Source organism: Aeromicrobium sp. CF4.19 (assembly GCF_051262555.1).
Lineage (GTDB): Bacteria > Actinomycetota > Actinomycetes > Propionibacteriales > Nocardioidaceae > Aeromicrobium.
This window is the reverse complement of record NZ_JBIMEU010000002.1, coordinates 73,220-97,467: the sequence shown is the minus strand read 5'-3', so window position 1 is coordinate 97,467 and position 24,248 is coordinate 73,220. Positions and strand designations below refer to the sequence as shown.

19 protein-coding genes are annotated in these 24,248 nt (G+C 71.2%); 2 read left to right on the top strand and 17 right to left on the bottom strand.

The genetic code is table 11. The features are described 5' to 3' along the window. From ACHAAC_RS04960 to hisD, 9 genes are read right to left on the bottom strand one after another with little or no spacing between them, the layout of a single operon-like run. Positions 1–1,821, bottom strand: coding sequence for an ABC transporter ATP-binding protein (locus ACHAAC_RS04960; protein ID WP_435714926.1), 1,821 nt, complete (start codon positions 1,819–1,821; stop codon positions 1–3). Further along, positions 1,818–3,716, bottom strand: coding sequence for an ABC transporter ATP-binding protein (locus ACHAAC_RS04955; RefSeq protein ID WP_435714925.1), 1,899 nt, complete (start codon positions 3,714–3,716; stop codon positions 1,818–1,820). The genes ACHAAC_RS04960 and ACHAAC_RS04955 overlap by 4 nt, the downstream gene beginning before the upstream one ends. Next, positions 3,706–4,482 carry an imidazole glycerol phosphate synthase subunit HisF gene (gene hisF, locus ACHAAC_RS04950; protein WP_435714923.1) on the bottom strand — a complete coding sequence of 259 codons (777 nt, stop codon included), beginning with the start codon at positions 4,480–4,482 and terminating at the stop codon, positions 3,706–3,708. The genes ACHAAC_RS04955 and hisF overlap by 11 nt, the downstream gene beginning before the upstream one ends. A 20-nt stretch (positions 4,483–4,502) precedes the next feature. Continuing rightward, complete coding sequence (locus ACHAAC_RS04945) at positions 4,503–5,033, bottom strand: DUF1707 SHOCT-like domain-containing protein (protein ID WP_435714922.1); 531 nt, start codon at positions 5,031–5,033, stop codon at positions 4,503–4,505. A 1-nt stretch (position 5,034) separates the two neighbouring features. Then, positions 5,035–5,760 carry a bifunctional 1-(5-phosphoribosyl)-5-((5-phosphoribosylamino)methylideneamino)imidazole-4-carboxamide isomerase/phosphoribosylanthranilate isomerase PriA gene (gene priA / locus ACHAAC_RS04940; RefSeq protein ID WP_435714920.1) on the bottom strand — a complete coding sequence of 242 codons (726 nt, stop codon included), beginning with the start codon at positions 5,758–5,760 and terminating at the stop codon, positions 5,035–5,037. A gap of 51 nt (positions 5,761–5,811) precedes the next feature. After that, positions 5,812–6,447: an imidazole glycerol phosphate synthase subunit HisH gene (gene hisH / locus ACHAAC_RS04935; RefSeq protein ID WP_435714919.1), complete on the bottom strand. Its 636-nt coding sequence runs from the start codon at positions 6,445–6,447 to the stop codon at positions 5,812–5,814. Positions 6,448–6,460: 13 nt separating this feature from the next. Next, positions 6,461–7,096 (bottom strand): imidazoleglycerol-phosphate dehydratase HisB, encoded by a 636-nt coding sequence (hisB, locus tag ACHAAC_RS04930; RefSeq protein WP_435714918.1) that lies wholly within the window; start codon positions 7,094–7,096, stop codon positions 6,461–6,463. Further along, positions 7,077–8,171 (bottom strand): histidinol-phosphate transaminase, encoded by a 1,095-nt coding sequence (locus ACHAAC_RS04925; RefSeq protein WP_435714917.1) that lies wholly within the window; start codon positions 8,169–8,171, stop codon positions 7,077–7,079. Before ACHAAC_RS04925 ends, hisB begins: the two co-directional genes overlap by 20 nt. Beyond that, entirely contained in the window at positions 8,168–9,463 is a 1,296-nt protein-coding gene (gene hisD, locus ACHAAC_RS04920; RefSeq protein ID WP_435715506.1) for a histidinol dehydrogenase, read from the bottom strand. The genes ACHAAC_RS04925 and hisD overlap by 4 nt, the downstream gene beginning before the upstream one ends. Before the next feature lie 164 nt (positions 9,464–9,627). On the opposite strand from hisD, the gene ACHAAC_RS04915 reads away from it, so the two are divergent. Both ACHAAC_RS04915 and ybaK read left to right on the top strand, forming a co-directional pair. Continuing rightward, complete coding sequence (locus ACHAAC_RS04915) at positions 9,628–10,836, top strand: benzoate/H(+) symporter BenE family transporter (RefSeq protein WP_435714916.1); 1,209 nt, start codon at positions 9,628–9,630, stop codon at positions 10,834–10,836. Then, complete coding sequence (gene ybaK, locus ACHAAC_RS04910) at positions 10,814–11,302, top strand: Cys-tRNA(Pro) deacylase (RefSeq protein WP_435714914.1); 489 nt, start codon at positions 10,814–10,816, stop codon at positions 11,300–11,302. Before ACHAAC_RS04915 ends, ybaK begins: the two co-directional genes overlap by 23 nt. A gap of 3 nt (positions 11,303–11,305) precedes the next feature. Here the strand turns inward: ybaK and ACHAAC_RS04905 are convergent, their stop codons facing one another. From ACHAAC_RS04905 to ACHAAC_RS04870, 8 genes are all read right to left on the bottom strand, one after another. Beyond that, positions 11,306–11,863 (bottom strand): hypothetical protein, encoded by a 558-nt coding sequence (locus tag ACHAAC_RS04905; protein WP_435714913.1) that lies wholly within the window; start codon positions 11,861–11,863, stop codon positions 11,306–11,308. 13 nt (positions 11,864–11,876) lie between these two features. After that, positions 11,877–15,431 carry a DNA polymerase III subunit alpha gene (gene dnaE / locus ACHAAC_RS04900; RefSeq protein ID WP_435714911.1) on the bottom strand — a complete coding sequence of 1,185 codons (3,555 nt, stop codon included), beginning with the start codon at positions 15,429–15,431 and terminating at the stop codon, positions 11,877–11,879. Between the two features lie 237 nt (positions 15,432–15,668). Further along, on the bottom strand, positions 15,669–16,472 hold the full coding sequence (locus tag ACHAAC_RS04895) for an ABC transporter permease (protein WP_435714909.1): 804 nt from the start codon (positions 16,470–16,472) through the stop codon (positions 15,669–15,671). Next, the gene (locus tag ACHAAC_RS04890; RefSeq protein ID WP_435714908.1) at positions 16,469–17,458 is read right to left on the bottom strand and encodes an ATP-binding cassette domain-containing protein; all 990 of its coding nucleotides are present in this window, start codon (positions 17,456–17,458) and stop codon (positions 16,469–16,471) included. Before ACHAAC_RS04890 ends, ACHAAC_RS04895 begins: the two co-directional genes overlap by 4 nt. A 106-nt stretch (positions 17,459–17,564) precedes the next feature. After that, entirely contained in the window at positions 17,565–20,306 is a 2,742-nt protein-coding gene (locus ACHAAC_RS04885; protein ID WP_435714906.1) for a PQQ-binding-like beta-propeller repeat protein, read from the bottom strand. Positions 20,307–20,400: 94 nt separating this feature from the next. Continuing rightward, positions 20,401–21,693 carry a hypothetical protein gene (locus ACHAAC_RS04880; protein ID WP_435714904.1) on the bottom strand — a complete coding sequence of 431 codons (1,293 nt, stop codon included), beginning with the start codon at positions 21,691–21,693 and terminating at the stop codon, positions 20,401–20,403. Positions 21,694–21,868: 175 nt separating this feature from the next. Next, complete coding sequence (locus ACHAAC_RS04875) at positions 21,869–23,092, bottom strand: pyridoxal phosphate-dependent aminotransferase (RefSeq protein ID WP_435714902.1); 1,224 nt, start codon at positions 23,090–23,092, stop codon at positions 21,869–21,871. A gap of 96 nt (positions 23,093–23,188) precedes the next feature. Then, positions 23,189–24,148, bottom strand: a complete 960-nt coding sequence (locus ACHAAC_RS04870; protein WP_435714901.1) for a DUF559 domain-containing protein — start codon at positions 24,146–24,148, stop codon at positions 23,189–23,191. Positions 24,149–24,248: the final 100 nt, after the last annotated feature.

The window sequence follows — 24,248 nt, the reverse complement described above, 5'->3', positions numbered from 1 at the left end:
TCAGGCGCCACCGGGGCCACCGCCGAGCGCGGCCTGCGCGACCCAGCTGGCGTGCAGCCTCGCGTAGGCGCCCCCGGCCGCGACGAGCTGGTCGTGGGTGCCGTCCTCGACGAGGCGACCGGCGTCGAAGACCAGGACCCGGTCGGCGTTCTCGGCCGTGGAGAGCCGATGGGCGATCGTGACGCTCGTGCGTCCCTGCAGCAGCCGCTCCAGGGCACGGGTGGCCCTCAGCTCCGTCTGCGGGTCGACGGCGCTCGTGGCCTCGTCCAGCACCAGGAAGTCCGGGTCGGCCAGGGCCGAGCGGACGAGGGCGACGAGCTGGCGCTCCCCTGCCGACAGCGACTCGCCGCGCTGCCCGACCCGCGTGTCCAGCCCCTGCGGCAGGCTCTCGAACCAGTCGGTGAGCTCGAGGTCGTCGAACACCGCCACGAGCGCGGCGTCGTCGGCGTCGTCGCGGCCGTACCGCAGGTTCTCGCGCAGGGTGGCGTCGAACAGGAAGCCCTCCTGCGGGACCATCAGCACGTGCTGTCGCAGCTCGCTGAAGGCGACCGTGGCGATGTCGGTCTCGCCGAGGCGGACCGTGCCGGAGACGGGATCCATGAGCCGGGTCAGCAGCTTGGCGAACGTCGTCTTGCCCGAACCGGTCTCCCCCACCACGGCAACCCGCTGGCGCGGCGCGATCGCGACGTCGACGTCGCTCAGGACCTCCGGGCCACCGGGGTAGGCGAAGGCCACGTGCTCGAAGCGCGCCCCCAGCACCTCATCGGGCAGGTCCACGCCGCTCTCGCCCGGGTCGACGACGTCGGCCGGGGTGTCCAGGAGCTCGATCACCCGCCGCCACGAGGCGATCGCGTTCTGGGCCTCGGTGAGGACCTGCGTGGCCATCTGGGCCGGGCCGACGAGCAGCCCCACCAGGAAGGCGAAGGCGATGACGGTGCCCATCGACAGGCCTCCGGCGACGCCGAGCACCACGCCGGCGGCCACGGCCGCGGCGTTGGCCAGACCGCCGGCGAGGCCGGCCGAGGCGAACGTGACGGCTACGAGCTTCTGGGCACGGACGTTGGCGCCGAGGTTGTTGTCGATGCCGTCGTCCACGCGTCGCTGCGTGCGCTCCTCGATGGCGTGCGCCCGCACGACCGAGGCGCCCACGACCGGCTCGGCGATGACGGCCAGCATCTCTCCGACGGTCCGCCGGACGGTGTCGTAGGCGCGGCTGAGCCTGCTGGCGAAGTACTTCAGGCTGATGGCGAGCGGCAGGAAGCACAGCCACACGACGAGGGTCAGCTGCCAGGAGTAGAAGGCCATGATGACGGTGGCCACGGCCATCTGCCCCAGGCTGAGGACGATCATGATCCCGGTCATCTGCAGGAAGATCGAGACCTGGTCGATGTCGGAGGTCACGCGAGAGACGAGCACGCCGCGACGCTCGGCGTTCTGGGTGAGCATCGAGAGGTCGTGGACGTGACGGAAGGCCGTGACCCGCAGCTCGGCGAGACCGCGCTCGCTGGCCACGAACAGGCGGACCCGCATCCAGTACGACACCACGGCGGTGACCAGCACGATGGCGAGGGCACCGAGCAGGTACACGCCGATGTCGTCGAGCGACGTCCGACCACCCGAACCGAGCCCGGAGTCGATCGTCCGCTGGATGATGATCGGCACGACCGACCCGCCCAGCGTGCTGAGCACGGCGAGCAGGAGCGTGAAGCCCAGGCCCTCGCGGATGGCCGGCGACAGCGCCAAGCCCCTGCGCACGATCGTGCCGCCCGTCTCACGCAGCGTCGTGACGCCGGGCAGGCTGACCTCGGTGTCCGCGCTCATGACCTCGCCTCCCTCGCCTGGTCGTAGGCGTCGACGAGGTCACGGTAGGCGGCCGAACGGCCCAGCAGCTCGCCGTGGCTGCCACGGTCGACGACCCGGCCACCCTCCAGCAGCACGACGTCGTCGGCGAGCGCGATGGTGGCCTTGCGGTAGGCCACGACCAGGACCGTCGGCCCGGACCCGCCGCTGGTGCGCTCGGCCAGGGCCCGCAGGATGCGCTGCTCGACCTCGGGGTCGACGGCGCTCGTCGCGTCGTCCATCACGAGCAGGCGGGGATCGCGCACCAGCGCCCGGGCGAGAGCGAGGCGCTGACGCTGGCCGCCGGACAGCGACGTCCCGCGCTCGCCGAGCTGCGTGTCGAGCCCGGCCGGCAGGGCCGCGACGAACTGGTCGGCCTGCACGGTGCGCAGGGCCTGCCAGACCTCGTCGTCGCTGAGGTCCCTGCCGAGGCTGACGTTCTCGCGCACGGAGTCGTCGAACAGGAACGTCGTCTGGGGCACCACCGCGACCGTGTCGGCCACGGCCCGGTGGGACAGGCTGCGCAGGTCCACGCCATCGAGCTCGATCCGGCCGTCGGTCGGGTCCACGAGCCGGGCGAGCAGGGTCGTGATGGTGCTCTTGCCGCTCCCGGTGGCTCCGACGAGAGCCGTCACGGTGCCGCGTGGCACCTGCAGGTCCACGCCGCGCAGGACGTCTCCCTCGGCGTCGTCGAAGCGATGGACGACGTCGCGCAGGCGCAGCTCCACGGCGTCGGTCCCGGGCACGGTGTCCGAGCCGTAGGCCATCTGCCCGTGGGTCTGCAGCACGCTGTCCGCGCGGTCCCATCCCACGACGCTGCGCGGCAGCTCGCCGAGCAGCCAGCCGATGGCCCGCACGGGGAAGGCGACCACGGTGAAGAGGTAGGCCACCTGCACCACGTCGCCGGGCTCGGCGGCACCGGAGGCGACGCGTCCCACCCCGAGGAGCACCACGAGCAGCACTCCGAGGTTGGGCAGGGCCTCCAGGATCGGGTCGAAGACGCTGCGGATGCGTCCGACCTCGATGTTGGCGTCACGCAGCTCGTCGGTGGCCGAGGAGAAGCGTGCCGTCTCGTCGGACTCCCGGCCGAGGGACTTGACCACCATGGCGCCGTCGAAGGACTCGTGCGCGACCGCGCTGAGGTCTCCGCGCAGGGCCTGCGCCCGGGCGACCTTGGGCGAGAGCCAGCGCTGGTAGAAGACGTTGATGCCGAACAGCGCCGGGAAGATGATGAGTCCGACGAGCGTCAGCACGAGGTCGGCCTCCACCATCGCCACGAGCGCGGCGGCGAGCATCGCGATGACGCCGACGGCCATCGGCAGCGGCATGAAGACGGCCCAGGCGGCCTCGACGTCGGCGTTGGCGTTGGACAGCAGCTGGCCGGTGGGGTGGCGGTGGTGCCAGGACATCGGCAGGACGAGGTACTTGCGGGTGACCTTGCGTCGGTACGTCGCGACAAGCCGGTAGTAGACGATGCCGCCGATGAGACGTCGTCCGATCACCCCGAGCGCGCGGAGCATGGCGACACCGATGAACAGGGCCGTCGCGACCATCAGCGCGCCCTGCTCGACGTCCCCCGCCTCGAACGACGGCCGGATGACGTTGTCGGTGGCCCATCCGAGGACCCAGGCGTCGGCCACCGTCATCGCGCCGAACACGATGCTTCCCAGGACGGACAGGGCGAACAGACCGCGCTGCTCGCTGATGCCGCGTCCGAGCAGGCCGAAGCCCCGCCGCATGATCCGGTCCGGCTGCGCCGAGCCCAGTGCCCCGTCCGCCCGCACCGTCGACCCGGTGTCCGGCGTGCCGTTCGAGGAGTCGTCGGCGACGTCGGGGCGCTCCGGGGCCGGGCGCTCGGGGGCGGCCCTACCTGACACGGTGTCCAGCTGCTCGCAAGGTCTCTTTCACCTGTTCGATGGTCAGCTCGCCGAAGTGGAAGACACTGGCGGCGAGCACTGCGTCGGCGCCGGCCTCGACGGCGGGAGCGAAGTGCTCGAGCCGGCCTGCGCCACCGCTCGCGACGAGCGGCACCTGTGTAACGTCGCGGACCGCCTGAATCATTTCCAGGTCGTAGCCGTTCTTGGTCCCGTCGGCGTCCATCGAGTTGAGCAGGACCTCGCCGACCCCGAGCTCGTCGGCCCGGCGCACCCACGCCACGGCGTCCAGCCCGGCCGAGCGCCGCCCCCCGTGGGTAGTGACCTCGAAGCCGCTGGGCTGCGAGCCCTCCCCGGACCGCGGAGCGCGCCGTGCGTCGACGCTGAGCACGAGCACCTGGTTGCCGAAGCGATGCGCGATCTCGGCGATGACCTCCGGACGCTCGATCGCGGCTGTGTTGATCCCCACCTTGTCGGCGCCGGCCCGCAGGAGCCGGTCGACGTCGTCCGGGGTGCGCACTCCCCCACCGACCGTGAGCGGGATGAAGACCTCCTCGGCCGTGCTGGAGACCACCTCGTACGTGGTCTCCCGGCTCCCGGAGGAGGCGGTGATGTCCAGGAAGGTGAGCTCGTCGGCCCCGGCCGCGTCGTACAGGCGTGCCATCTCCACGGGGTCGCCGGCATCGACGAGATCGACGAAGTTGACCCCCTTGACCACCCGTCCCGCATCGACGTCGAGGCACGGGATGACACGAACGGCGACACTCACGCGTGGAGCCTACCGGCGACCTACGGACCGTCCCTGCGGTGGCGTCGGCGTTCGAGGATCTCCTGCTCGAGGTCGTCCAGCCGGGACTGCTGGCCCGCGGCGGTGGCGGCCCAGCCGATCCCGAGGGCCAGGATCGGGAACACGGGCCAGAAGAAGTAGGGCCCGAGGAACAGGGCCGTCCCACCCCACACCCCCAGGGTCGTGAGGCTCACGACGACGAACCCGTTGCGCGCGTCACGGACCTCCCGGCGGAAGCGTCCGGACGCCTCCTCCCGCAGGTCCTGCCAGCTGCCACGGACCGCCGGGAGGGCGGCCAGGTCGGAGACGAGCGGCGACACCTCCCCGAGGCGGCGCAGAGCCAGGGCGGCGTCGCACCGCTCGTCGTACTCCGAGCGGCCGAGCCGGCCGTCGGCGAAGGCGGCGGCGAGCACGTCGAGCACGAGGTCGCGGTCGCCGTCGGACGCCCGCAGGTCGGCGGCCGCAGGGCTGCGCGGGTCGGACGTGAACCCGGACCAGACGTCCGCGGGCCCGGCGCCGCCGCCGCGAGCCATGTCAGGCCTCGGCCACCGCGGAGAGGGCCTCGGGCAGCGTGAACGCGCCGGCGTACAGGGCCTTGCCGACGATCGCGCCCTCGACGCCGATGCCGGTGAGCGTGGCGATGGCCCGCAGGTCGTCGAGGCTGGAGACCCCGCCGGAGGCGACGACGGGCTTCGGCGTGAACGCGCAGACCTCGCGGAGCAGGTCCAGGTTGGGGCCCTGCAGCGTGCCGTCCTTGGTGACGTCGGTGACGACGTAGCGGGCGCAGCCGTCGCGCTCGAGCCGCTCGAGCACCTCGAAGAAGTCGCCACCCTCCTGCGTCCAGCCACGGGCGGCGAGCGTGCGACCACGGACGTCGAGACCGACGGCGATCTGGTCCCCGTGCTCGGCGACGACCTTGGCGCACCACTCGGGGTCCTCCAGCGCCGCAGTACCCAGGTTGACGCGCCGGCAGCCGGTGGCCAGCGCCGCCGCGAGCGAGGCGTCGTCGCGGATGCCGCCGGAGAGCTCGACCTGGACGTCGAGCCGGCCGACGACGTCGGCAAGGAGCTCGCGGTTGGAGCCCTTGCCGAAGGCGGCGTCGAGGTCGACGAGGTGGATCCACTCCGCACCGTCGCGCTGCCACTGCAGAGCGGCGTCCAGCGGGGACCCGTACGTGGTCTCGCTGCCGAGCTCGCCCTGGACGAGGCGCACGGCCTGTCCATCGGCGACGTCGACGGCGGGGAGGAGCTCGAGAGTCACCTGCCCGACCCTACCGAGGGACCTTCCCCGGCGCCCGCGCGGACCGGTGCCTCAGAGCGTCGCGAGCCAGTTCTGCAAGAGGCGCCGACCGGCGTCGCCGGACTTCTCGGGATGGAACTGCGTGGCCCACAGGGGCCCGTGCTCGACGGCCGCCACGAAGCGGTCTCCCCCGTGCTCGGTCCACGTGACCTGCGGCCGCAGCGCACGCGTGTTCCCGTCCAAGGCCCACTCCCGCACGCCGTAGGAGTGCACGAAGTAGAACCGCTCCTCGGCCAGGCCGGCGAACATCCGCGACGCCTCGGGCGCCTCGACGGTGTTCCAGCCCATGTGCGGCACGACGGGAGCCTGCAGACGCTCCACCGTGCCGGGCCACTCGCCGCAGCCCTGCGTGCGCACGCCGTGCTCGATGCCCTCGGAGAACAGGATCTGCATGCCCACGCAGATGCCCAGCACGGGCCGGCTCGCGATGAGACGACGCTCGATCAGGCGCTCGCCGTCGACGGCGCGCAGACCCTGCATGCAGGCCTCGAACGCACCGACCCCGGGCACCAGCAGGCCGTCGGCGCTCTCGGTCGTCGACGGGTCGGCGGTGAGCACGACCTCCGCCCCGGCCCGCTCCACGGCGCGCACGGCGGAGCGGAGGTTGCCGGAGCCGTGGTCGAGGACCGCGACGAGCGGACGCGTCATGGGCGGCAGGGGGTCACAGGGCGCCCTTGGTCGAGGGCACGCCCGTCTCGCGCGGGTCGATCGCGACGGCCTCGCGCAGGGCGCGGGCGAGGGCCTTGAACTGTGCCTCGGCGATGTGGTGCGGGTCGCGGCCACCGATGAGCGTCATGTGCAGCGTGAGCCCGGCGTGGTGCGCGATCGACTCCAGCACGTGCGCGGTCAGCGAGCCTTGGTACTGCCCGCCGATGACGACGCTGATCTGTCGTTCCGGCTCGCCGGAGTGCACGAAGTAGGGACGCCCCGAGACGTCGACGACCGCCTGGGCGAGGGCCTCGTCCAGCGGGACGAGCGCGTTGCCGTAGCGCGTGATGCCGGCCTTGTCGCCCAGCGCCTCGCGCAGGGCCTCGCCGATGCAGATCGCCGTGTCCTCGACGGTGTGGTGCGCGTCGATGTGCAGATCGCCCTCGCTCCTGACGACGAGGTCGATGAGCGAGTGCCGCGCCAGCGCCGTGAGCATGTGGTCGTAGAATCCGACCCCCGTGGCGATGTCGTGCGTGCCGGTGCCGTCGAGGTCCAGCTCGACGACGACGTGGGACTCCGACGTCCTCCGCTCGATGCGAGCCCGGCGGGGCTGTGCCGTGACCGGCTGCTCAGCGCTCTTGCGTGCCATCGTTCGCGACCTCCTGGAGGGCGGCGTGGAAGACGTCCATCTCCGACGGCGTCCCGATCGAGACGCGCAACCATCCTAGGGGGCCGGTCTCGCGGATCAGCACGCCGCGATCGACGAGGGCCTGCCAGACGGCGTGCCGGTCGTCGAAGGTGCCGAAGAGGATGAAGTTGGCGTCGGAGTCCGCGACGGTGAACCCGGCGCCGCGCAGCCGGGCCGCGGTACGATCACGCTCGGCTCGCAGGGCGTCCACCTGGGCGAGCAGCTCACCGGAGTGACGCAGCGCGGCGAGCGCGGTGGCCTGGGTGACCGACGAGAGGTGGTAGGGCAGCCGCACGACGCGCAGCGCATCGACGACCGCCGGGTGGGCGGCGAGGTAGCCGAGACGACCACCGGCGAGGGCGAAGGCCTTGCTCATCGTCCGTGTGACGACGAGCCGCGGGTGCTCGTCGAGCAGCGCCAGCGCCGTCGGTGTGCCCTCGCGCCGGAACTCCGCGTACGCCTCGTCGACGACGACGATGCCTGGGGCGACGTCGAGGATGCTGGTCAGCGTGGAGGGGTCGAGCGCCGTCCCGGTGGGGTTGTTGGGCGAGGTGAGCAGGACGACGTGCGGCTGCTCGGCCTCCACGAGGGCCACGGCGGAGCGGGTGTCGATGCCGAAGTCCTCACGACGCTGTCCGGTGACCCAGCAGGTGTGCGTGTTCCGCGCGTACTCGGGGTACATCGAGTACGTCGGCGCGAAGGACAGCGCCGTGCGGCCGGGGCCGCCGAAGGCCTGCAGGATCTGCTGCATGACCTCGTTGGAGCCGTTGGCCGCCCACACCCGGCTCGCGTCGAGACCGTGCCCGAGGTAGCCGGCGAGGGCCTCCCGCAGGACCGAGGCCTCCCGGTCCGGGTAGCGGTTCAGCCCGAGCGCCACGGTGCGGACGGACTCGCCGATGTCCTGTGCGGCCGACTCGCTGGGGCCGTAGGGGTTCTCGTTGGTGTTGAGCCGGATCGGCACGTCGATCTGCGGTGCACCGTAGGGCTCTGCGTCCCGCAGCTCGTCGCGGATCGGGAGCCAGTCGGGAGCGCTCACCGGTCTGTCCGGATGGACACGGCCGCGCCGTGGGAGGGCAGGTCCTCGGCCTCGGCGAGAGTGACCACGTGGCCGCCGACCTCTCGCAGGGCGGTTTCGGTGTAGGTCACGACGTGCATGTTCTTGACGAACGCCCGCACGGACAGGCCGGAGGAGTGGCAGGCGCAGCCCGCGGTGGGCAGCACGTGGTTGGAACCGGCCGCGTAGTCGCCGAGCGAGACCGGCGTGTAGCTGCCGACGAAGATGGCCCCGGCGTTGACGATCCGCGCGGCCACGGCGGCGGAGTCGGCCGTCTGCACCTCCAGGTGCTCGGCCGCGTAGGCGTTCGCGACGTCGACGGCCTGGTCGATGTCCTCGACGAGCACGACGGCGGACTGGCGCCCGGACAGCGACGTGCCGATGCGCTCGCGGTGCCGCGCGAGGGGCACCTGGCGCTCCAGCTCGACCTCGACGGCGTCGGCGAGCGCCTCGTCGGGCGTGATGAGGATGCTGGCGGCCATCGGGTCGTGCTCGGACTGGCTGATCAGGTCCGCGGCGACGAAGGCGGCGTCGGCGGTGGCATCGGCGATCACGGCGATCTCCGTGGGGCCGGCCTCGCTGTCGATGGCGACGGTGCCGCGCAGGTGACGCTTCGCCGCGGCGACGTAGATGTTGCCCGGGCCCGTCACGAGGTCGACCGGGCGCACGGTGCCGCCCGTGGCGGTGGTGCCGTGGGCGAGCATCGCGATGGCCTGGGCACCACCGACGGCGTAGACCTCGTCGATGCCGAGCAGGGCGCAGGCGCCCAGGATGGTGGGGTGCGGCAGCCCACCGAACTCGACCTGCGGCGGGCTGGCCAGCGCGATCGAGGCGACGCCGGCCACCTGGGCGGGCACGGTGTTCATGACGACGCTGCTCACCAGCGGCGCGAGACCACCGGGCACGTAGAGCCCGACGCGCTGCATCGGGACGATCCGGCGCTCGACCGTGGCCCCCTCGGCCACCGTGGTGACGACGGTGGCCTCGAGCTCGGCCTCGCACGTGGCACGCAGCCGGGCAATGGAGACCTCCAGGGCGGCTCGGACCGCAGGGTCGAGCTTCTCCAGTGCCTCGGCGAGCTCGTCGGCGCTCACCTGCAGTGCTGCCGGCCGGACCCCGTCGAAGCGCTCGCCGTGCTCCAGCACGGCCTGCTCGCCCCGGTCGCGGACGTCGTCGCACAGCGGGCCGACGACCTGCAGCGCGTGCTCGACGTCCAGCTGCGCACGGGGCAGCTCGGCGGAGGGGTCGGCACGCAGGTCGAGTCGGCGGATCACGGATGAGCTCACCCTCCGATCCTAGATCCCGGCTCGCGAGTCACTCCGCCGGACCGAGGAGTCACTCGCACGGGGCCGGAGTGACTCGCGGTCGCGTAGGAGTGACTCGCGGTCGCGTGGGAGTGACTCGCGAGGGGTGGAGCGGGCGCGCCTACGATGCTCGGGTGCGCCAGGCCTCCCTCCAGCAGCCGATCGTGGCCGGGCTCGTCGCCTCGCTCGTGGGGTTCACGTCGTCGTTCGCGGTGGTGCTGGCCGGGCTGAAGGCCGTCGGCGCCACCGACGACCAGGCCGCCAGCGGGCTCCTGGCCCTCAGCGTCGTGTTCGGACTCGGCATGATCGGCCTGGGTCTGGTGACCCGCTCCCCCGTCACCCTCGCGTGGTCGACGCCGGGGGCTGCGCTGCTGGTGAGCACCGGACCGGTCGAGGGTGGCTGGCCCGCGGCCGTGGGTGCCTTCGTCCTGACCGGCGTCCTGCTGGCCCTCACCGGCGTCGTTCCCCTCCTGGGGCGTCTTGCGGCCAGCATCCCGGTGCCGCTCGCCCAGGCGATGCTCGCCGGTGTGCTGCTCCAGCTGTGCCTGGCGCCGTTCACGGCTCTCGCCGAGACGCCGGCGGCCATCGGTCCGGTCATCGTCGTGTGGCTGCTCGCGATGCGGTGGGCCCCTCGATGGGCGGTCCCCCTCGCACTCGTGGCGGCACTCGCGGCGATCGCGGTCTCGGTGTGGTCCTCCGGGGCCCGGATCGCCTCGGCGGACCTCGTCCCCCGCGTGGAGGTGACCAGCCCGACCCTCACGGTGGCGGCGGTCGTCGGGATCGCCGTCCCGCTCACGATCGTGACGATGGCCTCGCAGAACGTCCCCGGCGTCGCCGTGATGCGGACGTTCGGGTTCGCCGTCCCGTGGCGGGGCGCCATGCTCACCACCGGCATCGGCACGAGCCTGGCGGCGTTCCTCGGCGGCCACGCGATGAACCTGGCCGCGCTGTCCGCCGCCCTGGCCGCCGGCGAGGAGGCCGGGGAGCGGTCGCGGCGCTGGATCGCCGCCGTCACCGCGGGTGGGTCCTACCTGCTGCTCGCCCTGGTCTCCGGAGCTCTCGTGGCCGTCACCGCGGCAGCTCCGCCGGGCGTGGTGGAGACGGTCGCGGGCCTGGCGCTGCTCGCCACCTTCGCGACCTCGATCGTCGGGGCACTGAGTGCCTCCTCGAGCCGCACGGGTGCGATCGTGACGTTCCTGGTGGCAGCCTCCGGCGTGCAGGTCCTCGGGGTGGGTGCCGCCTTCTGGGCCCTCGTCCTCGGCCTGCTCGTCAGGATGACGATCGAGCGTCGAGCGCCCGAGAACGGCGAGGAGGGACCCGATGGCCAGGACGAACGACCGTGACGCGACGCCCGCGCTGGCCGCGCTGACCCGCGCCGGCGTCGCCTTCACCCGCCACGCCTACGACCACGACCCCCGCGCCGAGTCCTACGGGCAGGAGGCCGCCGAGCGGCTCGGCGTCGACGCCGCCCGGGTCCTGAAGACCCTCGTGGTGGACGTGGCCGGCGAGCTCTGCGTCGCCGTGCTTCCCGTGTCCCGGCAGCTGGACCTCAAGGCCGCGGCGGTCGCCCTCGGCGCGAAGAAGGCGGTCCTGGCCGAGCCCGGGCGAGCGCAGAGGTCGACCGGGTACGTCCTGGGTGCCATCTCCCCGGTGGGCCAGCGGACGCCGCTGCGGACGACGATCGACGCCTCTGCCACCGCCCACGAGACGGTGCTCGTCTCGGCCGGGCGACGCGGTCTGGAGGCCGAGCTGACGCCGGCCGACCTCGTGCGCGTGACCGGTGCGGTCGTCGCTGCGCTCACGCGCTGATCCTCAGGCGTCGGTGCCGTGGGTCTCGGCGTCGGCGGGGCCGCGGGAGCGGCGCGCGTCGACGGTCGTGACGAGTCCGAGCACGAGCCCACCGAGGGCGGCGATCGGCCAGACGAGGAACGAGACCGCGGAGTCCACGGTGATCTGGTCGGGGAAGGTGTCGCCGAGCGAGACGCCCGTGACCGTGGTGGGGTCGGGCGGTCCGAGGGCCAGACCGACCTGCCAGGCCAGCAGCGACGCGCCGAGCGCTGCCACGGCGAACACCGGCGCGAGCACCCAGCCGCCGTCACGGCACAGCGCACCGGCCACGCCCGCCCACAGCAGGCACACCAGGGCGCCGATCCCGACGAACAGGACCTCGACGCCGAACTGACCCTGCGCCGCCTGCTGGGTCAGCACCACGCCGGCCTCGGTGACCTCCCACCGGCCGGGCTCGGCCCAGAGCTGCCACGCCCACCCCGCCGCCACGGACAGCAGCAGCAGCGCGAGCACGCTGAGACCCAGACGCGCGCCGACGCGCCGACGCGTCGGTGCACCACCGGGCATCGACTCCACGCTCATGGCCGAACCTCGATCACGCCAGACAATGGGGCCCCAGAAGCTCCTTGAGGTCGGCGATGAGCGACGACGAGGGCTTGACCCGCAGGTTGTCGTCGAGCCGCATGACCTTGGTGGCGCCGCTGCCGACGAGGCGCAGGTGAACCTCCGTGGCACCGGGGTGGGTGCCCAGGACGCGCTTGAACTCACTGACGACGTCGGAGGTGCAGCGGGCCACGGGCATGCTCACGACGACCGGCACCTCGGCCTGGCCCGCGCTCATGGCCGGCATCGTGACCTCCTGGGCGTGCAGGTCCAGCTCGTCGTCGTCCTTTCGACGCACCCGTGCCTTCACCACGACGACGGTGTCGGGCACGAGGGCGGGAGCGGCGAGGGAGTACGTGGCCGGGAAGACCATCACGTCGACGCTGCCCTCGAGGTCCTCGACCGTGATCGAGGCCCACGTGTCGCCCTTCTTGGTGAGCCGACGCTGCACGCCGGTGATGAGGCCGCAGATGCGCACGGTGCTGCCGTCGGGGCGGTCGGCATCGGCGATCAGCTGGCCGACGCTCACGTCGCTGCTGGCCTTCAGGACGTGCTCCAGGCCCAGCAGCGGGTGGTCCGAGACGTACAGGCCGAGCATGTCGCGCTCGAACGCGAGCAGCTGGGTCTTCTCCCACTCCGGCATGTCCGGCACGGTGACGGCGACGCCGGTGAAGGCGTCGTCCATGCCCCCGAACAGGGAGTCCTGGCCGATGGCGGCGTTGCGCTTGAGGTCGATGTACTGGTCGACGGCGTCCTCGGCGATCGTGGTGAGGGCGCGACGCCGGTGCCCCATCGAGTCGAACGCACCGGCCTTGACGAGCGAGTCGAGAACGCGCTTGTTGCACACGTGCGTGGGCACCTTGTCCAGGAAGTCCGGGAAGTCGGTGAAGGCTCCACGCTCCTCCCGCGCGGCGACGATGCCGGCCACGACGTTCTCTCCCACGTTGCGCACCGCGCCGAGCCCGAAGCGGATGTCCTCACCGACGGAGGCGAAGTTGGAGACGGAGTCGTTGACGTCCGGCGGCAGCACCTGGATGCCCAGGCGCCGGCACTCGGCGAGGTAGATGGCGGACTTGTCCTTGTCGCCGCGGGTGCTGGTGAGCAGCGCCGCCATGTACTCCGCGGGGTAGTTGGCCTTGAGGAAGGCCGTCCAGTAGGAGATGACGCCGTACGCCGCCGAGTGGGCCTTGTTGAAGGCGTAGTCGGAGAAGGGCAGCAGGATCTCCCACAACGCGGAGATGGCGGGCTGGGAGAAACCCCGCTCGAGCATCCCGCCCTGGAAGCCGGCGTACTGCTTGTCCAGCTCCTCCTTCTTCTTCTTGCCCATCGCCCGCCGCAGGAGGTCGGCCTGGCCCAGGCTGAAGCCCGCCAGCACCTGGGCGATCTCCATCACCTGCTCCTGGTAGACGATCAGGCCGTAGGTCTCGCCGAGGACGTCCTTGAGCGGCTCCTCCAGCTCGGGGTGGATGGGCTCGATCTGCTCGCGGCCGTTCTTGCGCCGGGCGTACTTGTTGTGCGAGTCCGCGCCCATCGGACCGGGGCGGTAGAGCGCGCCGACGGCCGAGATGTCCTCGAACTTGTCCGGACGCATGCTGCGCAGCAGGGCGCGCATCGGTCCGCCGTCGAGCTGGAAGACGCCGAGCGTGTCCCCGCGCGAGAGCAACGCGTACGTGGCCGGGTCGTCGAAGGTGAGGTCCTCCAGCACGACGTCCTCGCCGCGGTTGGCCTTGATGTTGATGAGCGCGTCGTCCAGGACCGTGAGGTTGCGCAGGCCCAGGAAGTCCATCTTGACCAGCCCGAGCGCCTCGCACATCGGGTAGTCGAACTGCGTGATGATCGCGCCGTCCTGCTCGCGCTTCATGATCGGCACGATGTCGATGAGCGGCTCGCTGCTCATGATGACGCCGGCCGCGTGCACGCCCCAGTTGCGGATCTGGCCCTCGAGGCCGAGCGCCGTGTCGTAGATCTTGCGGACCTCGGCGTCGGACTCGTGCAGGTCGCGGAACTCCTTGCCGTCGTTGAACCGCTTGTGGGAGGGGTCGAAGATCTGCGCCAGCGGGACTCCCTTGCCCATGACGTCGGCCGGCAGGGCCTTGGTGATCCGCTCCCCCATCGCGAACGGGTAGTCCAGCACGCGGTTGGCGTCCTTGATGGCCGCCTTGGACTTGAGCCGCCCGAACGTGGCGATGTACGCGACGCGGTCGGAGCCGTACTTGTCGCTCACGTAGCGGATGACCTCGGCGCGTCGACGCTCGTCGAAGTCGATGTCGAAGTCGGGCATGGAGGGACGCTCGGGGTTGAGGAACCGCTCGAAGATCAGGCCGTGCTCCAGGGGGCAGAGGTCGGTGATGCGCAGCGCGTAGGCAGCGATGGAGCCGGCACCGGATCCGCGTCCGGGTCCCACGCGGATGCCGTTGTCCTTGGACCAGTTGATGAAGTCGGCGACGACGAGGTAGTAGCCGCAGTAGCCCTTGGCCCGGATGACACCGAGCTCCATCTCGACGCGGTCGCGCACGGCCTGCGTCAGCGCCTCGCCCGGGTAGCGCGACTCGATGCCGCGCCACACCTCGGCGACGAACCAGCTCTCCTCGGTCTCGCCGCCGGGCACGTCGGCGCGCGCCATGTAGCCGCCGGTGGACTCGGTGAACTCCACGTCGCACCGCTCGGCGATGAGGAGCGTGTTGTCACACGCCTCCTTCATGTCGAAGCGGTCCTCCCACAGCTCACGCATCTCCGCGGCGGACTTGACGTAGTAGCCGCCGCCGGCGAACTTGAGCCGGTTCGGGTCGGCCACGGTCTTGCCGGAGGCGACGCAGATCAGGGCGTCGTGGGCGGCCGCGTCGTCGGGGTGCGTGTAGTGGCAGTCGTTTGTGGCCACCGGTGGCAGGTCGAGCTGCTTGCCCAGGCGAAGGAGGTCCTCTCGGACCTCCTTCTCGATGGGAATGCCGTGGTCCATCAGCTCCAGGAAGAAGTTGCCCCGACCGAAGATGTCCTGGAAGTCGGCGGCCGCCTTGACGGCCTCGTCGAACTGGCCCAGGCGCAGCCTCGTCTGGATCTCGCCGGAGGGGCAGCCCGTCGTGGCGATCAGGCCCTTGCCGTAGGTCTGCAGGAGCTCACGGTCAGCGCGGGGCTTGTAGTAGTAGCCCTCCAGGCTGGACAGCGACGACAGGCGGAACAGGTTGTGCATGCCCTCGGTGGTGGAGGCCAGCATCGTCATGTGGGTGTAGGCGCCGCCACCGGCGACGTCCTTGCCACCCTCCTCCTCGTTGCCGCTCAGGCCCTTGCCCCACTTGACCTTGCGACGTTCGCTGCGCTGCGTCCCGGGGGTGAGGTAGGCCTCCAGGCCGATGATCGGCTTGACCCCGTGCTGGCGGGCCTTGGCGTAGAAGTCGTAGGCGCCGTGCACGTTGCCGTGGTCGGTCATCGCGATGGCCGGCATCTGCAGCGAGGCGGTGCGCTCGAACATCCCGTCCAGCAGGGCGTGCCCGTCGAGCATCGAGTACTCCGTGTGGTTGTGCAGGTGCACGAAGGACGAGTCGCTCGGCATCGGGTGATGCGCCTCCAGACATGACGGGCTCTGCCATCGACAACGGTGGCCGTCGACGGGATCGGGGTGCCGCTGACGGCGGGTTCTGGGGAAGAGCCTCAGCCTACGCGAGGTCGCCGACGGGTTCGACGAGCCACGCGGAGCCCACGAGGATCCGGTCGAGATCGACGCCGGGCAGCGCACGATCCTGCCCCGCCGCAGTCCTCGGGCGGGGCAGGATCGTCGGCCGGTCGGGCCTCAGCGGCTGCTGGCCAGCTTGTACTGACGCACCGACAACGGGACGAAGACCACCAGGATGATCACCACCCAGATGAGGGTGTAGAGCACCGGGTTCTGCATCGACCATGCGTCCGGGACGGGGATGGCGTCACTGGTGTTGCCGAACAGCTCGCGGCACGCCTGGGTGACCGCCGAGACCGGGTTCCACTCCACGAACGTGCGAAGTCCGCTCGGGAACGACTCCAGCGGCACGAAGGCGTTGGAGACGAACGTCAGGGGCATGATGACGATGAACGAGGCGTTGTTGATGACCTCCACGCTGGGGACCAGCAGGCCGATGTAGGCCATGATCCAGCTGATCGCGTAGGCGAAGACGAGCAGCAGCAGGAAGCCGGCGAGCATGTCGACCACGCCCTCGCGCGCCCGCCATCCGACCAGGAGGCCGGTCAGCGCCATGATGACCAGCGACAGCACGTTGTAGACGATGTCGGAGGTCGTGCGGCCCACCAGGACCGCCGAGCGGGACATCGGCAACGACCGGAAGCGGTCGATGATGCCCTTCTGCATGTCCTCGGCCAGGCCGGCCCCGGTGAACGTGGCGCCGAAGACCACGGTCTGGGCGAAGATGCCGCCCACGAGGAACTCGCGGTAGTTGAGACCGCCGCCGGGATCGATCGCCCCACCGAAGACGTAGGCGAACAGCAGCACGAACATGATCGGCGAGATCAGGACGAAGACCAGGATCTCGGGCACGCGGACGATCTTGATGAGGTTGCGCTGGGCCACGACCCAGCCGTCGGTGAGGGTGCGGGTCAGGCTCATCGGGCCACCTCCGGCTCGTCGTCGGCCGACTCCTCGGGAGCGGGCTCCTCGGCCGCGTGGCCGGTCAGGGTCAGGAAGACGTCGTCGAGGGTGGGTCGGCGCAGGCCGATGTCGAGCACCTCGATGCCCTGCTCCTGCAGCGAGCGCAGCACCACCATCAGCTGGGCCGCACCGCCCTCGACGGAGGCGGAGACCTCGCGTCCGCCGGCCGCACGCTGGACGTCGCCCACCGCCACGCCGGCCAGGATGCGGCCGGCGTCCTCGCGGCGTCCGGCATCGGCCACGACGACCTCGATGCGCTCGCCGCCGGTCTGGGACTTCAGCTCGTCGGCGGTGCCGCGGGCGATGGCCTCGCCACGATCGATGACGACGATGTCGTCCGCGAGCAGGTCCGCCTCCTCCAGGTACTGGGTGGTCAGCAGCAGCGTGGCTCCGGAGCCGACGAGGTCTTGGATGACGCTCCACATCTGCTGGCGGGCCCGCACGTCCAGTCCCGTGGTGGGCTCGTCGAGGATGAGCACCGGCGGCGCCGCGACGAGCGCACCGGCGAGGTCCAGCCGCCGGCGCATGCCCCCGGAGTAGGTCTTGGACGGCCGGTCGGCCGCGTCGCTGAGGTCGAACCGCTCCAGCAGCTCGCGCGCACGGGCCGACGCCGCCGAGGCACTCATGCCGTACAGGCGACCCACCATCCGCAGGTTCTCAAAGCCCGTGAGGTGCTCGTCGACCGCGGCGTACTGGCCGGAGAGCCCGATCCGGGACCGGACGCCGTCCGGGTCGCGCATGACGTCGACCCCGGCCACCGTGGCCGAGCCCTCGTCGGCCTCCAGCAGCGTGGCGAGGATGCGCACCGCCGTCGTCTTGCCCGCTCCGTTGGGACCGAGCAGCCCCAGGACCTTGCCCTCGGGCACCGTCAGGTCGAGCCCCTTGAGGGCCTCGACCTCCTTGTAGCGCTTGACCAGGCCGGTCGCGCTGATCATGGCAGTCATCCGGCCTCCTCGACGGGAGGCTTCCGATCAGGAACATTCATGACGACGATCCTGCCGCACACCGCCGACAGAATCGGCCCGAACCGTCACATCCGGTGTCGCGGACTCAGTCCCCTCCACGACCGGGGAGCCGGAAGAGTCCGACGTCGTACTGCGTCTCCGAGGGCACCTCCCGGCCCTGCGCCTCGAAGGCGTAGTCGAAGGAGTAGTCCTCCCTGGCCAGGGCCACGCCCCCACCGAAGGTCGTGACCTGCGTACCGGCCTGCAGCCCGTTGCGGTGCGAGGCCGGCACCGTCCACCGGCCCGTGATGCTGCCGGTGGAGGCCTCGACGGTGATCAGCTCGACGCTCGTCCCGTTGCTCAGCGTGACCAGGACCGTCTCGCCGCCGTCGACCAGGTCGAAGCTCTGGTCGGCCCGCAGGCCGGACCCGCGGTCCTGCTCCATGGAGCCCATGATCGACTCCAGGTCGAGGGACCACCGGATCTCCTCGTCCTCCAGGGAGTACCGCACTGCTCCGTTGCTCTGCGGCAGGACGACGTCCCCGTCCTCGAAGGCGGTCGTCCGGAAGTAGCCGGTGGCGGCTGCGGTGAGCGAGAAGGTCTCCAGGTCGTCGGCCAGGTAGTCCTTCTCGACCTTCCCCGTCTCGGCCACGACGCTGCCGTCGGCCGGGTCCAGCTGCGCCAGGGCGTCCTGCGTCGTCGCCTCGGGATCACTGATGTCCCCGAAGGTGGTGGAGACCCACAGGCCGTTGTCGCGCCACCCGACGACCTGGTTGTCCGGGTCGATGTCGGAGAACACCTCACTGCCCTTGGTGGACCAGACCGGCTCGAGCTCCGGCAGCCGGTAGGCATCGATGGCCCAGTCCTTGCCACCCTCGACCGAGGACGTCGCGACCAGCAAGGACGGGTCCTGGGCTGCCGTCTCCAGGGAGTAGGGGCCCCGCGCGAGCTCGGCGTGCTCGACGAGCCGGCCGTCCTCGATGCGGTGGACCCCGCCACCCTCGGTGAGGATCAGCACCGTGCGCTCGAACATCACCAGGCGGGTGACGGACGTGAGCTCCTCGGGGACCTCGACCTGGTCCACGACCTCGCCGTCGGCCACCGCGAGCCGCACGAGGTTCGAGCACTTCTCGCCGTCTGCGGTCCGATAGGACAAGGTGACGGTCTTGACGGCCTGCTCGGGCCGCGCCGGCGAGCAGACCCGGGCCGAGGGGTCCGGGCCGACCTCCCTCGACCAGACCTGCTCGCCGGAGGACGCGTCGAGCCCGGTGACCGTGCTCCCGGCGTACCCCACGACCACGCCCGACCCGGTGTTGAACGAGCCGGCCTCCCGCTCGGTGTCATCGGGTGTCTCCAGACCTCCGAACGGCACCGCCTCGTCGTCGCCCGGGCCTGCCGTCGAGACGCCCTCGTCCGGGGAGTCGTCGGGCTCGGGGAACGTGAAGACACCGATGTCGTACTGGTCACCCTCGGGCTGGACCAGGCCCTCCCGGTAGCTCGCGAAGGTGAACTCCCACTGCTCGAAGTTGCGCGTCAGCACCACGCCCCCGTCGAACAGCGTCATGCCCGGCTGCACCTGGAACCCGTTGCCGAACTCCTCCGGCACCGGCCACCGGGCGGCCAGCTCCCCGGACTCGGCGTCGACGGCGACGATCTCCGCGGCCGTGTTGTTGCTGACCGAGGCGACGAGGTAGCCGTCGGCCGTGACGCCCTGCGGCAGCACGTCGGTCAGCGGGAACTCCTCCTGCGACTCCAGCTCGAGCTGGCTGAGGTCGAGGTCCCAGGCCACCTCACCGGACTCCAGCGAGAGGCGGGTGAGCCCGTTGACCTGGGCGAAGACCATGTCGCCGTTCGACATCCCCAACGTGCGGTCGAACTGGTTGGCCGCGCTCGCGAGGTCGAACTCGCCCTCGGCCGCCTGCCCGCCGGAGTCCTTCGGGGCCTCCTCGCTGCCCAGCACCTCGCCCGTGGCGGGATCCACCTGCACCATCGTGTAGCTGTCAGTCGTCTCCTGCATGAGCCAGGAGGGGTCGCCCTCGGCGGCCGCGATCACGCAGGAGGGGTCGTCGACGTCAGGGAACAGCGTCGCGCCGTCCTGCGTCCAGGCGTTCTCGAATGAGGGCAGCGTGTAGCCGTCGACCCGGCAGCGATCACCGTCGCTGAGCCGGGAGCCGACCAGCATCTCCCCGTCGGGCGTCGGCACGAGGTCGAAGTAGGAGTCGGCCTCGAGCCGTGCGATCGCCTCCGGCTCGCCCTCGGCCATCCGCCAGACGACGCCCCGGAAGTCGACCAGGTGGTCCTCGCCCTCCACGGTGAACAGGTGCCTGACGGCTCCACCGGCAGGCTCCCCCTCGAACTCCGGAAGATCGCTGAGTCGCTCGGAGATGTTCACGACCTTCCCGTCGGAGACCCGGATGGTCGCGAGGCTCGGGCAGGAGCCGGACTCGCCATAGGCGACCGTGAAGTGCTTGACGGCCCGGTCGGGCTGGGAGACGAAGCAGACGGTGCCGCCGCCCAGGTCCAGCTTCGCCGTCCAGAGCTGCTCGCCGGAGTCCAGGTCGTAGCCGGAGATGTCGTCCACGGAGTACCCCACGACCGTGCGGCCGCTGATGAACGCGTCGGAACGGCGCTCCACCTGGGCCGAGCCGACCTCGCCGAGCTGACCCTCCAGCTCGTCGGTGGAGGAGAGCAGGACCTTGGCCTCCAGGCCCGGACCCGTGGCGGGACCGGCCGCTGAGGGTGCCTCGCTCGGCAGCGGCAGAGCGGCGCCGTCCTCGTCCTCGTCGCCCCCGGTGCACGCGGCCAGCACGAGGAGGACCGTCACCGCCAACGTCGCTGCTCGCCTCATGGCGTCCTGCTCTCTGGTGGTGCCGGGACTGGGCCCGGGTCGATGGTGCTGCGAACGCTGGTCCGGGGCCTGCAGGTGCCGGCCACCGGTCGGTTCACGCGTTCAGCCACGAGCGGGTGGCCGCCAGCAGCTTCGCGGTGTCGTCGTCGACCGCACCCTCGGCCTCGTTGACGGACTCATCACCCGCGTAGTACTTCTCCGCGGTCCCGAAGACGGCCTTCCTGCCCCCCGAGTCCTCCAGGTAGGCGTAGACGGCGCCGGCGCAGGCGTAGAAGTCCGAGCGGCGAGGTGAGTCGTAGAAGCCCTCCCGGCCGATCACCGCGGTCCGCTCGAACTCCCCGAAGGCCGACCGGATCCGCGCGCCGTCGCGGGCCATGTTCGCCGGGCCACCCCGCTCGCCCCAGACCGCGAGTCCCTCGGTCACCCACGCGGCCGTGGACCCGCTGTACCACTGGTTCGCCAGGACGTGCACCGCCTCGTGGCAGGCGACGTCGGTGAAGTCCGGACGGTCGAACGCCGACTCGTGCATGCCCACGCGTCCCGTGGCCCTGGGCAGGCCGGACACGTCGGTCGTCGCCTTCTGCCCGGTCGCGAGCTCCTCGGGGTCCAGGAAGGGGTGGTAGTACGCGTGGGCGTCGGCGTCACCCACCGCCACGCCACCGTAGAGCTTGCCGTCGACGTCGTTCCAGGTGAGCGAGTAGAAGACCTTCTCGACGCCCTTGGGCCTGGGCATGAGGTCGAAGGCGCGCTTCGCGCCGTCCTCGATCCGCGGCGCGAAGCGCTTGGCCCGCGCGGCGTCCTTGCCGCGGAAGACGATCCAGGCGTGCTCGGTCTCGATCGCGTCGACGTCGGCGACGTCCCAGATCGAGGGGTCGAAGGCCGCCTCGGCGTCCCCGAGATGCATCAGCTCCAGCGGGGCGTCCTCGGACTGCTTGCGGAACTCGGCGCTGTAGCTCTCCACGACCTGCTGGGCGTCACAGCCCTCGACCTGGTGCGCGAAGACGAGGTCGCCGCGGTACTCGACCTCGCCCCCGGCCCCGTTGCGGGTGCGTCCGGTCGGTGTGCCCACGTACCACTCACCCGTGACGAACCCGAGGCGGTCGAAGTTCTCGAAGCGGCGAGTCCACCGCTTCCGGACGTCCTCGATCGCGAAGCTCTCCGGGTCGATGAGGGCGAGGAGCTGCTCGACGTCGCCGGACCGGAACGCCGCGCCGAGCTTCTCGCGCAGGGCGGCCGTGTCCTCGGCGGTGACCACCGTGCCCGCATTCGGCTTGACGATGTTCGGACCGCTCGTCGCCTTCGTGTCCGGTCCAGAGCCGCCGCCGCACGCGGTGAGCACGAGGCCGGTGGCGCCCACCAGCAGCGTGCGTCGATCGATCCTCGTCATTGTCCCCCCGGAACCCCAGTACGTGCGCAGAGCGTAGCGAAGTCCGGCAGCACCTGGTGGCCGTACCGCGAACATTCTCGGGACGGGCCCGAGAACCCGGGTCGTGGTCGGAGCATCCGAGGCGCGACCGGTCACGGGCGACCACCGAGGACCACCCCTGTGCACGTAGTGCCGGCTACACCTGGTGGTAGCTGCTGAGGAAGTTGCCCAGCCGCTGGATGGCGTCGGAGAGGTCGCGGGCCCAGGGCAGCGTGACGATGCGCAGGTGGTCCGGCTCGGGCCAGTTGAAGCCGGTTCCCTGCGTCAGGAGGATCTTCTCGCTCAGCAGCAGGTCGAGCACGAGCTGCTGGTCGTCCTTGATGGGGTGCACCTCGGGGTCGAGCCGGGGGAAGACGTAGAGCGCACCCTTGGGCTGCACGACGCTCACGCCCGGGATCGAGCGCAGCTCGGCCACCGCGGTGTCACGCTGCTCCAGCAGCCGGCCGCCGGGCAGGATGAGCTCGGTGATGCTCTGGTACCCGCCGAGCGCCACCTGGATGGCGTTCTGGGCCGGGACGTTCGGGCACAGCCGCATCGAGGCCAGCAGCGTGATGCCCTCGAGATAGTCTCGGGCGGTCTCCAGCGGTCCGGTCGCGACGAGCCAGGCCGAGCGGTACCCGCACACGCGGTAGGCCTTGGACAGCCCGTTGAACGTCAGGGTCAGGACGTCGGGAGCCACGCTCGCGAGCGGGACGTGGGTGGCGTCGTCGTAGAGGATCTTGTCGTAGATCTCGTCGGCCATGAGCACCAGGCCGTGCTTGCGCGCCAGGTCCGCGATGCCCGTGAGGGTCTGCGGCGAGTAGACCGCACCCGTCGGGTTGTTGGGGTTGATGACCACGATGACCTTGGTGCGGTCGGTGATCTTGGCCTCGAGGTCGGCGAGGTCGGGGTTCCAGTCGTTGTCCTCGTCGCATCGGTAGTGCACCGGGGTGCCGCCGGCAAGGTTGGTCACCGCGGTCCACAGCGGATAGTCCGGGATCGGGATGAGGACCTCGTCGCCGTTGTCCAGCAGCGCCTGCAGCGCCATCTGGATGAGCTCGGAGACGCCGTTGCCGATCCAGACGTCGTCGATGTCGAGGTCCGGGAAGCCGTCCTGCAGCTGGTAGTGGTGCACGACCGCACGACGCGCGGACTGGATCCCGCGCGAGTCGGAGTAGCCCGCGGAGGCGGGCAGCGCTGCGATGACGTCCTGCAGGATCTCCGCCGGCGCGTCGAAGCCGAACGGTTGAGGATTGCCGATGTTGAGCTTGAGGATCCGGTGGCCCTCGGCCTCCAGCTGCGCGGCTCGTGCACTGACGGGTCCGCGGATGTCGTACAGGACGTCCCTGAGCTTCTCGGACTGGCGCACCGACGAGGTCATGGCGGCATCATTCCACTGGTCCCCGTGCCCCCGCTGAGTGGGACGTTTCCGCCCCCGAACACAGCGTTGTGGGGCGAGAACGTCCCACTCAGCGTGTCATCGCCACCGCTCCGCAAGGGACGATCCCTCCCACCACGGCGGTGGGTCGAGGGTCCAGGACCGCGGCCGGGGTCGCCGGGCGGCGCGGGCGGCGCGGTGCAGCCTCTCTGCGACCGCCCAGCGGTCCGAGAGATCGATGGGGCTCACCCGCACGACGACGCACCCGGCGTGCTCGAGGAGCTCCTCACGTCGGTTGTCGTGTGCATGCTGCTCCGCCTCGCGGTGGCCCGCCCCGTCGGTCTCCACGACGAGCCCGGTCTCGGGGTCGATGAGGTCGACGACACCGAGGAGCGTCCCGTGCCCGTCGAAGATCGGCACGTTCTCCAGCACCTCGTCCATGTCGGCGTCGAGGCGCGCAATCAACCGGGTACGGGTCTCGAGCGGGCTGGCGGACCGCTCGGAGGCCAGGGCCAGCGCTTCACGCGCCCGGACGATCCCACGGACCTTCCAGTGCGCGGCGATGATGCCGCCGACGGCGCTGAGGGTGGTCCGGGGCCCTTCCTGGACCCTGCTCGCCGCCATGTCGAGCGCCTGGACCGCCGTGCGCAGGTCCGGCGCGACCCGAGCCTCGTCGAAGGCGGCGCGCTCGATGGTGCTGGTGCGGACCCCCTCGTGCGAGGTGAGCTCGAACGGATGGACGAGACCGCGAAAGGGCTCGACCACGTCTCGCCGACGCAGCTGGGCACCGGGCTCGCAGTGCACCAGGGCACGTCGCAGGCCCTTCGTGGACCACCCGTCGAACCAAGCGATCCCCTGGTGCCGAAGGGAGGCCCACCCGCCGAGTGCGGTTCCCGGAAGGAGCAGACCGATCGCATCGTCCACGCGCTCGTCCTGTGGGGCGGCAGAGATCCCGGCCGGTCGCAGCAGGCCGTGGCTGCGTCGCTCCATCCTGGGGCCACGCAGCACCTTCGGGGTCGCTCCCGCGCGCATCAGGTCTCCGGTCCGGCGAGCATGCATCCGCGCAGCATCGCCGGTCACGGACAACCGCGGGCGGCGCCATCCACAGCCCCCGCTGAGTGTGACGATCCGGCCCCGAAATCAGTGATCTGGGGGCGGA